Origin of the sequence: Microbacterium sp. 16-032, assembly GCF_041079455.1 — a bacterium.
Taxonomy (GTDB): domain Bacteria; phylum Actinomycetota; class Actinomycetes; order Actinomycetales; family Microbacteriaceae; genus Microbacterium; species Microbacterium testaceum_A.
This window is the reverse complement of the sequence record NZ_JBFYGQ010000002.1, coordinates 473,039-487,638: the sequence shown is the minus strand read 5'-3', so window position 1 is coordinate 487,638 and position 14,600 is coordinate 473,039. Positions and strand designations below refer to the sequence as shown.

Here is a 14,600-nt window from a genome sequence, read left to right as displayed (position 1 = left end):
GCTCTGCGAAAAGTGGGACGCGGGGGTCGGCGGAGGGGCCGGATGCCGCGGGGTCAGGCGCGCGCGAGGCGGCGGAGGCCCTCGTCGATCGTCACCGACGGCGTCCACCGCAGGTCGCGGCGGATCTCGGTCTGGTCGAACCAGTGCGCGGTCGACAGCTGCTCGGCGAGGAAGCGGGTCATGGGCGGTTCGTCCTGACCCGGGCGCACGGACCAGACCCGCTCGATGAGCGAGCCTGCAGCCTTGGCCACTCCCGCGGGCACACTGAAACGCGGGGGGGTCACGCCCGAGGCGCGGCAGATGCCGGCGAGAAGGTCGCCGACCGGCCGCGGTTCGCCGTTGGTCAGCACGTAGGCGCGCCCGCTGACCTCGTCGACACGGTGCAGGGCGGCGACGATCCCGGATGCCGCGTTGTCGACGAACGTGGAGTCGATGAGCGCCGTGCCGCCGTCGAGCAGGGGCAGGGTGCCCCGGCGCGCGCGGGCGACGACGCGCTCGATGAGTTGGGTGTCGCCCGGGCCCCAGACGAGGTGCGGGCGGATCGCGACGAGGGCCGTCCCCCCGCCGGCGCGGGAGAGCGCGAGCACCTCCGCCTCGGCCTTCGTGCGGGCGTATTCGCCGCGCGCGGCATCCGGATCAGCGGGCTCCGCGCCCACGCCGGCCAGAGCGTGTCCCGCGTGCGCGACCGAGGGCGACGACACGTGCACGACGCGCGTGACGCCCGCCGCCGCGGCGGCGTCGAGCAGGGTGCGGGTGCCGTCGACGTTCACGGCGCGGAACTGCGCGGGGTCACCGGCGAGCGAGACCTTCGCCGCGAGGTGGACGATCCCGTCGATGCCCTCGAGGGCGGATGCCACGGCATCCGGATCCGTGACCGATCCGAGCCGGTCGTCGGCGCCGTCGACGCCCGAGGGGCGGCGCTGCAGGGTACGCACCTCGTGCCCCGCGTCGTGGAGAGCGCGAACGACGGCGCGGCCGAGGAAGCCGGACGACCCGGTGGCGAGGACCTTCACGGCGCCGTCGGTTTCTCTCCGGCCAACACGCGCTCCGCCCACCGGGCCAGGCGCGAGCGGTCGATCTTCGAGTTGTGGCGGATGTCGGTCGGGAGCGTCGGGACCACGAGCACGGCCGCGAGACGCTGCGACGTCGCCGCGCGGACGCTCTCGGTCAGATCGGGGGATGCCAGACCGGGGCGCCGCACGCCGGCTTCGACGACCGTCACGACGACCTGTCGGCCCACCGGTCCCACGCCCACGGCGGCGGCGCGTTCGACGGCGGGAACCGACTCGACGTCCTGCTCGATCCCGACGGGAGTGACCGGGCCGTCGGCGGTGGTGATCACGTGGGGGAGGCGCCCCTCGATCCAGAGGCGGCCGTCGGCGTCGAGGTGACCGACGTCGCCCGTGCGGTGCCAGCGTTCGGGAAGCCCGCGCCGGGCCTCGCGGTCGGTGAGGTACAGCCGGAAATAGCCGCGCTTGAGGTGGGGCGCCGAGATGACGACCTCGCCGGTGACCCCGGCATCCGTCCGGGGTTCGCCCGCGGCGCGACCCTCGGCGTCGAGGGCCGAGATGCGCACCTGGCCGGTGCCGAGCGGGCGGCCGACGCAGACCCCGCGGTCGCCGCGCGCCTGTTCGATCTCGGGCAGGGTCACGTCGGCGACGAGCAGGCACTCGGTCATGCCGTAGGGGGTGTGGGCCACGGCGTTCGGCATGAGCTCTTGCGCGCGGCGCAGCAGATCGACGCTCACGGGGGCACCGGTCGAGAGGAACGTCTCGACCTTCTCGAGGGCCGCGCGGTCGTCGCGGGTCAGGTCGGACGCCGTCGCGACGACGTTCGAGACCGCCGCCGGCGACAGGAACACGATCCGCGCGTCGGACGCCCGGACGGCGGCGGCGACGGCGGACGCGGTCAGGGTGCGCGGGGCGGACACGTCCATGTCGGGCGTCGCCGAGCGCGTGCCGAGCGCCGGTCCGAGCAGGGCGAAGGGGGCGAAGCCGGTGACCAGGCCCGTTTCGGCAGTGACGCCGAAGTGCGCGGCGAGGGTGTCGCGCAACGCGGTCAGCTGCGCGTGCGTATAGACGACGCCCTTCGCCGGTCCCGTCGAACCCGAGGTGAAGAGCACCGCGGCGTCGGCGTCGGGGCCCGGGGCAGCGGGCACGGCGCGGCCCCGACCGGCGCGGGCCAGGTCGGACAGGCTCGCTTCGACACCGAGCGCGCGGGAGGTGACGGCGGGAAGGGCCGCGGCCGAGATTCGACGCCCCGGCCAGCCGAGCGCGCGAGCGGCGGCCAGACCGGCGACCTCGCCGATGACGACGTCGGGGACGGCACCGCGCACGGCGCGCGACAGACCCCGGATGCCGAGACCCCGGTCGGCCACGACGACCACGGCCCCGATGCGCAGGCACGCGTACAGGGCGGCGGTGAGGGTCGGGCCGGGCTGCACGAGCAGCGAGACACGGTCGCCCGCGCGCACGCCGAAGGCGTCGAGTCCCGCGGCGAGCTCGTCGACGCGGACGGACAGCCGGCGCCAGCTCACGCGCAGCGGTGCCCCGTCGGTCTCGGTGGTCATGTCGATGACGGCGGTGCCGTCGTCATCGCGCCGGGCGTCGAGAGCATCCCACAGGTGGCCGGAGGGCGCGGCGGCGGCCTCGGGGGCGGGAACGGCGCCGGCGCGCTTCGCGGCGGCGGAGCGACGCGAACGGGTCGCGGGGGCGACGGCATCCACGACCTTCTCGTCGAGCCAGTCGAGCACGACGTCGGCGTAGGGGCGCTCCTCGGCGACCAGGTGGCCGGCCCCCTCGAAACGGTGCACGTCCGCGTGCGGCAGGCGGTCGGTGAGGTCGTCGAGATGGTCCTCGCCGAACACCGGGTCCTTCGGGCCGCGCAGCAGCAGTGCGGGCACCTCGAGCTCGCGCAGACCCGCCGACATGCGGTGCAGCGCGGGCGTGCTCTCATGCTCGGGGGTCGCGGGGATGTCGGCGACGAAGCCGCCGATCCCGCGGCGACGCGCGACGGTGGCGTACGGCGCCCGGAACGCGGCCTTGACCGCCGGATCGAGCTCGGCCAGCGCCAAGGTGGTGTCGAGGAACGCCGTCGTGCCCGTCGTGCCGGCGGCGAGCATGCCGCGAGCCGTGGCCACGCGCAACGCGAACGGCAGCGACGCCCCCTCGGGATGGTGCACGGCGGTGTTCAAGGCAATCACCGCGGCGAGACGATCGCGATGCTCCACGGCCCAGCCGAGCGAGACCGGCCCGCCCCAGTCGTGACCGATGGTCACGATCGGACCCCGGATGCCGAGACCCTCGACGAGAGCGTCGAGGTCGGCGATGCGCTGGGCCAGGGTGCGCCGCAGCGACGATCGCTCCGAGAAGCCCATCTCGAGTTGGTCGACGGCCACCACGCGCCACACGGCCGCTCCGGCTTCGGCGCGCGCGAGGGAGGCGTTCACGAGGGCTCGCCACAGGTACGACCACGTGGGATTGCCGTGCACGGCGACGATCGTGCCGATCGGCTCGAGGCCGCGCTCGGCGAGGGCGTCGCCCGTGTCGAGGACGTGCCAGAGGCGCGTGGCGCCGGCATCGGCGAGGACGCCGTCGACACTCACGAGGCGCGACAGGGCCGGGTCGAGCCCGGGCAGACCCGCGGGGGGAAGCGTGGCCTGGGGGCCTGTGACGCGCGCGAAGCTCACCAGGCCAGCTCCAGCATGCCGGTGTTCAGGCCGGAGCCCACTCCCATCAGGAGGACGCGATCACCTCGGCGCAGCGTCTTCTGCTCGGCGGCGAGCGTGATCGGGATCGAGGCCGGGCCGACATTGCCGAGGGTGGGGTAGGTCACGGGGACGCGCTCGCGATCGAGCTTGGCGGCGCGGACGATGGCCGAGGTGTGCACGGAGGACACCTGGTGCGTGATGTAGCGGTCCATGCCGGTCCACGAGAACTCGCCCTTCGCCTCTTTCCAGGCGGAGACGACGAGGTCGAGCCCGCCCTTCAGCAGGGCCTTGGCGTCGGTGAACATGCCGTCGACGCTGCCGACGCAGAGGTCGTAGAACTGCGTCGCGGCGCGCGTGACGCCGCCCACGATGCGGTGGCCCTCGGGGTGGTCGCTCGCGCGGCCGAGGACGGCGGCGGCGGCTCCCGAGCCGAGGGTCAGGGAGGCGAACTCCTGCATGAAGGCGTCGCGGTCGAGGTCCTCGCGGACGAGACGGTTGATCGTGTTGACCTGGATCTCGTCGGCATCCTCACCGTTGACGATGAGGGCGTACTTGACCTGACCCGACTGGATCATGCCGGCGGCCAGGCTCATGCCGTTGATGAAACCGAGGCACGCGTTCGCGACGTCGAAGTTGATCGCCGAGCTCGGCAGGCCCAGGCCGTGGTGCAGGCGCACGGCCACCGAGGGCTCGAGGTGCTTGCGCGTCACCGAGGTGTTGATGATCAGCCCGATCTCGCTCGGGTCGACGCCCGCCTCGGCGAGGGCCTGCTTGCCGGCGGCGATCGTCGCCTCGTCGGAGGACTCGCCCTCCGCCCAGTTGCGGCGCTCGTTGACGCCCGCCACGCGACGCAGGAGTCCCGGCTTGAGCTTCAGGCGCTGCAGCGCCGGGGCGAGACGGTCTTCGATGTCGTCCGACGTCGTGACGCGGCTGGGCAGGACGCTCGCCACCGAAACGAGGGCCACATCGTCGAAGTGCGTGGTGGCGTTACCTGGCAAGAGATCTCCCGCATCCTGTGCGTAGACGGCGCAGCCGGGCGCGGAGGGAACGCATCGACGGCTGGAAGGGTACCCCCCAGGATAAGCCGCGAGATATGTCGCAGGCTGCATGGGGGTGGGTGTGCTACAGCCGACCGGCGGCTTTCAGCGCCAGGTAACGGTCGGCGACGAGGGGCGGCAGGTCGTCGGCAGATGCCGAGACGGCGTCGCCCCCGGCGCGCACGATGGCCGCGGCGACCCGCTCGGCGTCGTGACGTGCCCGCTCGATCGCGGCGGCGGCGTAGACGTCCGACGCGTCGCGGTGCACCGGGGTGTCTCCGGGGCCGTCGGTGGCGGTCGCCACCAGCAGGCGCGAGCGCGAGGCGACCGCGGGGAGCGAGGCGAGGAAGGCCCGCGCGGCGTCGGGGTCGTCGGCCGCCGTCAGCAGGACGACCAGCGCCGGGCGCACGGTGAACCCGCGAACGTGGGCGAAGGCGGCATCCCAGTCGGTGTCGATGAGCTGCGGGTCGACCGGGGCCATGGCATCCACCAGGGCGGGAAGCAGCTGGGTCCCGTCGACGCGGGTGACGCGCGCCCGGGGCAGGCGGTCGAACATCAGCAGGTGCACGTGGTCGCCCGCGCGCGTCGCCAGCACCGATAGGAGCAGGGCCGCTTCCATCGCGGCGTCGAGGCGCACCCCGTCGCCCACGCGCGCTGCCGCCGTCCGACCCGTGTCGATGACGATCACGACGTGTCTGTCGCGCTCGGGCCGCCAGGTGCGGAGCATCGTGGTCCCCGCGCGGGCGGTGGCGCGCCAGTCGATCGAGCGCACGTCGTCTCCGCGCACGTACTCGCGCAGGCTGTCGAACTCGGTGCCCTGCCCGCGCACCTGCAGGCTCGTGTTGCCGTCGAGTTCGCGGAGCCGGGCGAGACGAGACGGCAGATGCCGCCGCGAGGTGAACGGCGGCAGCACGCGGATCCGGGCGGGGGCGTCGACGCGCCCCTGCCGGCCGGCCAGCCCCAGGGGGCCCAGGGCGCGCACCACCACGAAGGCGCTGCGCAGCTCTCCCCGACGGCGGGGGAGCAGCGGCAGGGGGGCGGCACGCCGCTCGCCCGGGGGAACCGTGAAGCGCTGGCGCTCGTCGGGGGCGCCGGCCGTCGGCTGCCACGCGTCGCGCACGCGCGCGCGCAGCAAGCGGGTACCGAGGTTGCGGACCCTCAGCTCGCCGGCCACGGGTTCATCGCGCAGCGCCCGCTCGGGGTGCGTGCGCGTGATCTCGACGCGACGCGGATCGGCCGCGAGCGTCGTGTCGACGACCGCCAGCACGACGCACAGCAGGACCCATCCGCCGGCGACCGCCCACGCCGGAACCCCCGCCGTGCTCAACAGCACGAGGGGGACGACGCCGAGGGCGACGAGCAGGGCGAGACGGCCGGTGACGAACATCAGATGGGAACGCGGGTCTGCTGCAGGACCGAGGTGAGGATGGCATCCACCGAGACGCCCTCGATCTCGGCCTCGGGGCGCAGGCGGATCCGGTGGCGCCACACGGGCACGAGCATCGTCTGCACGTGGTCGGGTGTGATCGCGGGGTAGCCGCTCAGCCAGGCCCAGGCCTTGGCCGCGGCCAGCAGACCCGTGGAGGCGCGGGGGCTCACGCCCACCAGCACCGAGGGGCTCTGGCGGGTCGCGCGGGCGAGGTCGACGACGTAGCCGAGCAGGTCGTCGTCGACGGCGACGGATGCCGCGGCACGCTGGGCCGCGAGGATCTGCGGCGCCGTGACGACCGGCGCGACACCGGCGTCGTCGAGGCGGCGCGGGTCGAAGCCGGAGGCGTGCCGCCGCAGCACGTCGACCTCGGCGTCGCGACCGGGCAGGTCGACGACGAGCTTGAGGAGGAAGCGGTCGAGCTGCGCCTCGGGCAGGGTGTAGGTGCCCTCGTGCTCGATGGGGTTCTGCGTCGCGGCGACGAGGAAGGGATCGGGGAGTGCGCGGCTCTCGCCGTCAGACGACACCTGTCGCTCTTCCATGGCCTCGAGCAGCGCCGCCTGCGTCTTCGGGGGCGTGCGGTTGATCTCGTCGGCGAGCAGCACGTGGGTGAAGACCGGACCGGGGCGGAACTCGAAGTTCCCCGCGCGGGCGTCGTACACGAGCGACCCGGTGACGTCGCCGGGCATGAGGTCGGGCGTGAACTGCACCCGGCGCGTGTCGAGGCCGAGGGCGCGGCTGAAGGAGCGCACGAGAAGGGTCTTGGCCACGCCGGGGACGCCCTCGAGGAGCACGTGCCCCCGGGAGAGGAGGGCGATGAGCAGGCCCGTGATGGTTCCGTCCTGTCCGACGACGGCTTTGCCGACCTCGAGGCGGACGCGGTGCATCGCGTCGCGCAGCTCCGCGTGGTCGTCGCCGCGCGCGACGGGGGCCGCGGCTGCGGGGGTCTCGGGGCTGTCGGTCATCGGGTGGTCCCTTCGGTTCGGACGGCGGCGCGCACGCTCTCTTCGAGGTCGCGGAGGCGATCGGCCGCCGCGACGAGTTCGCGGTCGGTGCGGGGGGTGTCGTCGACGAGGATGCCGCGCACCTGGGCGCGGTCCGCGCCGAGGCGTTGCGCCACGGCGTCGGCGACGTCGTTCGGCGAGGTGCGTGCTGTCAGGCCGAGCAGTCGTCCCAGGCGGGAGCGGGCGGCGCGTCGCAGCTCGTCGAGCGCGTGCGCGGCGTCCTTGGACGAGGCGTACAGACGAGCGCGACCCTCGGTGGTCTCGGTGGCGCGGACGGTGACGGGAAGGCGCTCGGCGACGAGGGGCCCGAAGCGACGGCCGCGCCAGATCGCGGCCGCGACGGCCGCGGTCAGCAGCAACAGCAGGGCGGGCGTCACCCAGTCGGGGGTGAGGTCGCCGAGGGTGGGGGCGGTGGTCCCCTGATCCGCGTCGGAGAGCGAGGGGACGTACCAGACCACGGAGTCGGTCTGCCCGAGCACGCCGAGGGTGAGAGCGGCGTTGCCGTCGAGGGGGAGTGCGGTGTTGGTCAGCACCGAGAGGCCGTCGAGGGCCGTCACCGTCGTGCCGTCTGCCGCGACGGAGCGGAGGAGTCCGAACTGGCCGTCGACGCGATAGCACCCGTCGACGCCGTCGCCGGGACGCAGGAGCTCGCCCACGCGGGCGGTTCCGGCGTTCGCCGCGGCGGGGACGGCGCACTCGGGACTCGTGGCCAGGTCGGCGGAGAAGCCCCCGAGCGCCGAACCGTCGAGGAGGACGTCGAGAGCGCGGGAGCGGGGCTCGACGAGGACCACGTGCGCGGCGCGTCCGGCCAGATCGCGCAGGCCCTCGTCGGACAGCATCGGCGCGTCCCGCATGACGAGGGTGGCCCCGCCGCCCGCGAGGGCGCGCTCGGCGGCGGACCGGTCACGGGCGACGGTGACCGTGACCCCCTGCTGTTCGAGGATGCGCACGGCCGCGCGGCTGCCTTCGGGCCCCGCCGACTCGGGATCGAGGATCGCGCGCTGCGTGTATCCGCCGAAGACGAGGGTGCCGCCGACGAGGGCCACGACGAGGAGCCCGACGACGAGTGCGACCCACCCGAGCGCGGCTTTGCGCCGGGAGCGCACGGGAGCGGCGGTCGCCGTCGGCGCGCTCATCGGGGTGCCACCGGCAGAGCGCGGGCGCGCACCGCCGCGTCGTCGAGATCGGCCACCGCGCGGTAGCGCTCGGCGGTGCCGGGGCGGCGGAGGTATCGGACGTCGTCGAAGGTCGTCGCCGCCGGATCGAGCAGGGGGACGAGCGAGGGCAGAGCGGCGGCCGTCTCGCGGGCGAATGCGCGCACGGTGGCGCCCGGCGGAGGGTCGACGAGCCCGCGTTCGGTGAGGCCGCGGGCGACGGCACGGAAGCGCAGCACGATCGCTTCGTCCCACTCGCCTCTGCCGGCGGCAGCGGCGGCGTCGGCGCGGAGTTCGTCGGCGGAGCGCGCATCATCGTCGTCGAACAGCGCGCGAGCCGGCTCGGTGGCGCGCATCGACAGCCGCGGGCGGCCCCAGATCAGGATGCCGACGATGATCGCGGCGACCACGATGACGCCCAGCACGATCAGGGCCGACGGCCCCCATCCTCCTGTGTCGGGGACGCGCAAAAGGTCATCGAGGAACCGCCCGACCGCCTGCGAGATGCGGTCGATGAACGTGGGCTCGGCGGCCTGGTAGGTGGGATCGCGCAGTTCCTGCTCGGCCCATTCGCGGGCCTGGTCGGGGTCGGGGAGCAGCGGGAACGCCGCCGCCAGCGCGGTGGGGATCACGCGTCTTCGCTCGACCCGGGGGCTGCCCACGTCGTTCGCGAGCGGTCCGCTGCGGGCGGCGAGGGCTCGGTCGTCGCGCCGGGCGCCGGCACCTGCGTCACCGCGGGTCCCTGCGGCGGCCCATACCCCTGCGGGGCGGCGGGCCCCTGCGGAGCCGGCGGCCCCTGCGGCGGTGCGTACCCCTGCGGCGCTGCGTACCCCTGCGGGGCGGGAGCGTAACCACCGGCCGACGGCGGGCCGTATCCGGCGGGTGCGGCGTAACCCGCGGCGCCCACGGGCGGCGCGTAGCCCGCGAACGCGGGGGCAGCGCCGAACGGCACGGGGGCGGGGCGCTCGACGACGCGACCGACCCCCACGAGGTAGGGGTCGCTCAGGTCGCTCGCACCGGCGTCGCGGGCCTCGACGTACGACTGAAGGTCGTGATCGAGCGCCTCGACGCGCATGCGGGCGTCGACGTAGACGAGGACGGCGGAGGTCGACTGCACCACGAGGGCGATGCACTGGACGAGGAGGATGCCGAACTGCCCGACGACCTGCAGGGCGATGAACCCGATGACGGTGCTGACGTCGCTGTCGCCCGTGGGGGCGATGATGGCCGGCACCAACCCGCTCACGAGGCTGAGGGGGATCGAGATGATCTGGGCGACGAGGCCGAACGCCATCGAGATCACGATGATGACGCCGAGCGTCGACCAGAAGCGCCCCCGGGTCAGCTGCCACGACCGGGCGATCGCCCGGAACACGGGGGCCTGCTCGAGGATGATGACCGAGGGGACGAGGAACAGCTTCGGGGTCAGCCACAGGGATAGCGGGATGAGCGCGAGGAAGAACAGCACGCCGACGAGCGCTCCGACCCAGGTCGCGGCGATCACCAGCAACGTCACGATCCCGGCGAGCACGCCGACCACGATCACGACGACGCCGATCGTGAGCGCGCTGTAGCCGATCAGCCGCCAGAACACCGGGCGGACACGGCCCCAGACGGCCCGCAGGGTCGGCTTCTCGGAGACCACCGCGTGGGCGACCTCGGCGACGACGACGCCCTGGACGACGACGCCGAGCGCTCCCGACAGCACCCCCAGCACGAGAGCGGTGATACCGGTCAGCGCGACCGAGCCCGCGGTGATCGCGTCGAACTCGTCGCTGCCCGGGGCGACGGTGTCGAGTCGCGAGAAGCTCGCGATCGCCACCCCGCCGATCGCGACCGTCACGAGGATGTACGCCACGGCCTGCACGACGAGCGCGAACCCCAGCAGCACCTTGGGGTTGTGCCGCAGAGCGACGAACGAGCGGGCCAGGATCGTGCCGAACCCGTAGGGGTGCAGCGGGACGATGCCCGGTCGTGATGCCGGTGTCCAAGCCGGGTACGCGGTCATGTGGGGCCCCTCCTCGTCACATGGCGGTGCCCTCATCGTGTCACACACCCCCGACACGCACCCCCGTCGTCCAGGCAGGTCGACTACTCTCGATACGACGCGCCCTCACCCGGGGCGCTCCACCCGTCCCCGAGCGGGTTCGAGACGGAAGACCTGCACCCGAATGACTTCACGGATCCTGGTGGTCGACGACGACACCGCGCTGGCCGAGATGATCGGCATCGTGCTGCGCACCGAGGGATTCGACACGGTGTTCTGCGCGGACGGCGCCCAGGCCGTCGACGCCTGGCGCACCGAGCGTCCCGACCTCATCCTGCTCGACCTCATGCTCCCGGGCGTCGACGGCATCGAGATCTGCACGCGCGTGCGGGCCGAGTCCGGCGTCCCGATCATCATGTTGACGGCGCGCACCGATACGGCCGACGTGGTCAAGGGCCTCGAGTCGGGTGCGGACGACTACATCATGAAGCCCTTCAACCCGAAGGAGCTGGTCGCGCGCATCCGCACGCGTCTGCGTCCCGTGCAGGCCCCCGTCGACGAGACGCTGCGCATCGGCGACCTGGTCGTCGACGTCGCCGCGCACGAGGTCCGCCGCGGCGACGTCCCGATCGCCCTGACGCCCCTCGAGTTCGAGCTCCTCGTCGCCCTGGCCGAGAAGCCGCAGCAGGTGTTCTCCCGCGAGATGCTGCTCGAGCAGGTGTGGGGCTACCACTACAAGGCCGACACGCGCCTGGTCAACGTGCACGTCCAGCGACTGCGCGCCAAGATCGAGGCCGACCCCGACAACCCGCGCATCGTGACGACCGTGCGCGGCGTGGGCTACCGCGCCGGCGCGGTGGCCTGATCCCCTCATGACGGGGGCGGTGCGCACCCTCCCGCGGCCACGGGTGCGGGGATGGCGGGATTGGCGCGTGGTGCGCGACCGCCTGGCCACCCTGTGGCGCCGCTCGCTGCGGTTCCGCACCATCGTGCTGACGGTGACGCTCACGGCGGCGACCATCCTCGTGACCTGCGTCGCCATGGCGCTCGTCATCCAGAACGAGCTGTTCACGGCCCGCAAAGACCAGGTGCTCCTCGAGGCCCAGCGCGCCACCGCGGCGGCCCAGGCCACCCTCGACGCCGCCGTCGACTCGACCGATCCCGCCGCCGCGCAGACGTTGATGAACGGCATTGCGACGCGCCTGTCGCAGCAGTCGTCGAGCGATCTCATCGCGCTGTACCGCATCGGCCCGCCGTCGCCCCTGGCCCCGCAGCCCTTCATCTCCCCGGCTTTCGAGTCGAGCATGGTCACCGATGCCCTGCGCACGCAGGTGCAGTCCAGCCCCGATCTGCAGTGGTGGCAATCGGTGGCGCTGCCCGCCGACGACGGCCGTGAGGTTCCCGGCATCCTGGTCGGTCATCAACTGCGTTTCCCCGCCGAGGACGGGGTCGATTCCTACGAGCTGTACATGGGATACGACCTCACCAGCGCCTCGCAGACCCTCGCGTTCGTTCAGGTGCTGCTGTGGGTGGTCGGGCTCGTCCTGGTCCTGCTGATCGGTGCGATCGCGTGGTTCGTCCTCCGATCGGTGACGACCCCGATCGCGGATGCCGCCGAGACCAGTGCCAAGCTCGCCGCGGGTGACCTCGGCGTGCGCCTGCCGGTGCGCGGCGAGGACGAGTTGGCGACCCTGAACCGTTCGTTCAACGCGATGGCCGACAGCATCGAGTCGCAGATCAAGGAGCTGGCCGACCTCTCGCTCGTGCAGCAGCGCTTCGTCTCGGACGTCTCCCACGAGCTGCGGACGCCCCTGACCACGATCAAGCTCGCCGCGGACATGATCAACGATCAGCGCGAGGAGTTCGACCCCGCCACCGGCCGCGCGGCCGAGCTCCTCCACGCGCAGGTGCAGCGCTTCGAGGTGCTGCTCACCGACCTGCTCGAGATCAGCCGGTACGACGCCGGGTCCGTGCAGCTCGAGCTCGAGCCGACGAGCCTGGCCCACCTCGCCGAAGACGTCATCCTCTCGATGGAGCAGCTCGCCGAGGGGCACGGTTCGGACGTGCGTCTGGTCGCGCCGGGCGGGTACACCCCGGTCGACATGGACGCCCGGCGCGTGCGCCGGATCGTGCGCAACCTCCTCGGCAACGCCATCGAGCACGGGGAGGGACGCCCGATCGTGGTGTCGGTCGACAGTGATCGGGATGCCGTGGCCCTCGGCGTCCGCGACTTCGGTCTGGGCATGCAGCCCGACGACGTCGAGCGCGTCTTCGACCGCTTCTGGCGCGCCGACCCCTCGCGCGTGCGCACCATCGGCGGCACGGGCCTCGGCCTGTCGATCGCGCTCGGCGACGCCAAGCTGCACGGGGGGACCCTGTCGGTCTGGTCGGAGCCGGGACGCGGCTCGAACTTCGTGCTCACGCTCCCGCGGGCCGGCGAGCCGGTCAGCAGCTCGCCCCTGCCGCTCGTCCCCGACGACGAGCAGGGTGGGGCCCTGGAGGCCCTCGGGCTCACACAGCCCATCTCCACCCGTCCGGGAGTGAGGAAGACGACATGAGACGCGCTATCGCCTTCGTCGGCCTCGCCCTCGTCCTCGTGCTCACCGCCTGCACGGGCCTGCCGACCTCCGGGTACGTCAACCCCGGTCGCGGCCCGCAGGTCGACGACACGCAGGCCTTCGCGTTCGTCCCCGACGGGCCGCAGGACGACGCGTCTCCCGCCGAGATCGTGGAGGGGTTCCTCCGCGCCGGCTCCGGTCCCGCCGACGACTGGGCCACGGCGAAGCTGTTCCTGGCGTCCGGGACGCAGTGGGATCCGCGAGCGCGCGTCACGATCGACCGTCTGGCCGATCGCCGCGCCACTGCGAACGCCGACGGCACCGGGGTGACGGTCTCGCTCACGACGATGGCGGGAGTGGATGCCAACGGCGCCTACGCTCCGACGGCCTCGGGGACCGCGGAGACGCTGTCGTTCACCCTCGCGCGCGTCGACGATCAGTGGCGCATCACCTCGGCGCCCGACGGGGTCGTGCTGTACGAGGAGGTGTTCCCGACCGTCTACCAGTCGGCATCCATCGCGTACTTCGATCCCACGTGGAGTTTCATCGTCCCCGACGTCCGCTGGTTCCCGCGGGCTCTGGTGGCCAGCCGGGTGGCGACGGCCCTGGTCGACGGTCAGCCGAGTGCGTGGCTCGCGGGGGCGGTCAAGACGGCGTTCCCCGACGAGCTCTCCCTGGTGGGGCGGTCGGTGACGCTCTCGTCGAGCGGGGTCGCCCAGGTGCAGCTGCCGCGGGCCGCTCTGAGCCTCGACCGGACGACGCTGGACCGCATGCAGACCCAGCTGTCGAAGAGTCTCGTCACGGCGGGGATCAGCGACGTCCAGATGACGGTCGAGGGCACTCCCGTCCCCGCGTCCGAGGTGTCGGTCCGCGTCACGCGCGTCGACCCCTCTCCGGCCGTGCTCACGACGGCGGGGGCGTTCGGCGCGCTCGCCGGCGACACGGTCGAGTCGCTCGGCGGGCTCTCCGACGCGATCGAGTCGCTCTCGCCGGCCTCGGTGGAGCTCGAGGCCGATCGGAGCCTGGCGGCCGTCCGCACGCAGCAGGGCACCGTCGCGAGCGCGCTCGCCGACGGGCGCACCTTCCTCCTCGACGAGCGCTCGGGGCTCATCGCGCCCACGATCGATGCCGAGGGGGCGATCTGGAGCGTGCCGAGCGCCGCTCCGACGCAGCTGCGGGTCATCACGGCCGAGGGCGTTCCGCGCAACGTGGGCAACGCGTGGCCCGATGCCTCCGAAATCAGTGCGATGCAGATCTCGCGCGACGGCACACGGGTCGCGGCGATCGTGACGGTCTCGGGTACGCGCGAGGTGTGGGTGGCCGGCATCCAGCGCGAGGGCGGCGAGGTGGATCTCGGGGTTCCTCACGTGCTGTCGTTCGCGCAGCAGGGGGCGTTCGATCTGGCGTGGCTCGACGACACCACGGTCGGCGTCCTGGCCGATGTCGACGGCGCCAGCCGTCTGCGCGAGCTCAATGTGGGGGGCCGGGGCACCGAGGCCGCGGCACCGGACGGCGCGACGACTCTCGCCGCCGGCAGCACGAGCGTCCGCGTCCTCGACGACACCGGTCGCCTCTACAGCCGTCGCGGCAGCTCGTGGACCCTGGTGGCGACCGGCATCCGCGTGCTCGCGGCCCAGCAGGGCACGACCTCCTGACCCTTCTCCCCAGCGCGCTCGTCCGGGCAGTTCCGCCCCGATGGGGCGGCGGGGCGGGCGGAGCCCT

The 14,600-nt window shown here is 73.3% G+C and carries 11 protein-coding genes; 3 read left to right on the top strand and 8 right to left on the bottom strand.

Annotation, left to right across the window (positions count from 1 at the left end):
- Positions 1–53 precede the first annotated feature (53 nt).
- The 8 genes from AB6V31_RS06000 to AB6V31_RS05965 form a co-directional block, all read right to left on the bottom strand.
- Complete coding sequence (locus AB6V31_RS06000; RefSeq protein WP_369364593.1) at positions 54–1,013, bottom strand: NAD-dependent epimerase/dehydratase family protein; 960 nt, start codon at positions 1,011–1,013, stop codon at positions 54–56.
- Positions 1,010–3,688: an alpha/beta fold hydrolase gene (locus tag AB6V31_RS05995; protein ID WP_369364592.1), complete on the bottom strand. Its 2,679-nt coding sequence runs from the start codon at positions 3,686–3,688 to the stop codon at positions 1,010–1,012. The genes AB6V31_RS06000 and AB6V31_RS05995 overlap by 4 nt, the downstream gene beginning before the upstream one ends.
- Positions 3,685–4,707, bottom strand: coding sequence for a 3-oxoacyl-ACP synthase III (locus AB6V31_RS05990; protein WP_056226871.1), 1,023 nt, complete (start codon positions 4,705–4,707; stop codon positions 3,685–3,687). The genes AB6V31_RS05995 and AB6V31_RS05990 overlap by 4 nt, the downstream gene beginning before the upstream one ends.
- A 124-nt stretch (positions 4,708–4,831) precedes the next feature.
- Positions 4,832–6,133, bottom strand: coding sequence for a DUF58 domain-containing protein (locus AB6V31_RS05985; protein WP_074694116.1), 1,302 nt, complete (start codon positions 6,131–6,133; stop codon positions 4,832–4,834).
- Positions 6,133–7,062 carry a MoxR family ATPase gene (locus AB6V31_RS05980; RefSeq protein WP_143017800.1) on the bottom strand — a complete coding sequence of 310 codons (930 nt, stop codon included), beginning with the start codon at positions 7,060–7,062 and terminating at the stop codon, positions 6,133–6,135. The genes AB6V31_RS05985 and AB6V31_RS05980 overlap by 1 nt, the downstream gene beginning before the upstream one ends.
- 74 nt (positions 7,063–7,136) lie before the next feature.
- Positions 7,137–8,315, bottom strand: a complete 1,179-nt coding sequence (locus AB6V31_RS05975) for a DUF4350 domain-containing protein (RefSeq protein ID WP_369364591.1) — start codon at positions 8,313–8,315, stop codon at positions 7,137–7,139.
- Positions 8,312–8,965 (bottom strand): DUF4129 domain-containing protein, encoded by a 654-nt coding sequence (locus AB6V31_RS05970; protein ID WP_369364590.1) that lies wholly within the window; start codon positions 8,963–8,965, stop codon positions 8,312–8,314. Before AB6V31_RS05970 ends, AB6V31_RS05975 begins: the two co-directional genes overlap by 4 nt.
- On the bottom strand, positions 8,962–10,341 hold the full coding sequence (locus tag AB6V31_RS05965; protein WP_369364588.1) for a glycerophosphoryl diester phosphodiesterase membrane domain-containing protein: 1,380 nt from the start codon (positions 10,339–10,341) through the stop codon (positions 8,962–8,964). Before AB6V31_RS05965 ends, AB6V31_RS05970 begins: the two co-directional genes overlap by 4 nt.
- A gap of 163 nt (positions 10,342–10,504) precedes the next feature.
- On the opposite strand from AB6V31_RS05965, the gene mtrA reads away from it, so the two are divergent.
- Genes mtrA through AB6V31_RS05950 form a run of 3 tightly spaced genes read left to right on the top strand, consistent with a single transcriptional unit; the run spans position 10,505 to position 14,533 of the window.
- On the top strand, positions 10,505–11,185 hold the full coding sequence (gene mtrA / locus AB6V31_RS05960) for an MtrAB system response regulator MtrA (RefSeq protein ID WP_056226885.1): 681 nt from the start codon (positions 10,505–10,507) through the stop codon (positions 11,183–11,185).
- 7 nt (positions 11,186–11,192) lie between these two features.
- A complete protein-coding gene (mtrB, locus tag AB6V31_RS05955) occupies positions 11,193–12,878 on the top strand; it encodes an MtrAB system histidine kinase MtrB (RefSeq protein WP_056226887.1) in 1,686 nt (561 codons plus the stop codon).
- Positions 12,875–14,533 carry an LpqB family beta-propeller domain-containing protein gene (locus AB6V31_RS05950; protein ID WP_056226890.1) on the top strand — a complete coding sequence of 553 codons (1,659 nt, stop codon included), beginning with the start codon at positions 12,875–12,877 and terminating at the stop codon, positions 14,531–14,533. Before mtrB ends, AB6V31_RS05950 begins: the two co-directional genes overlap by 4 nt.
- Positions 14,534–14,600: the final 67 nt, after the last annotated feature.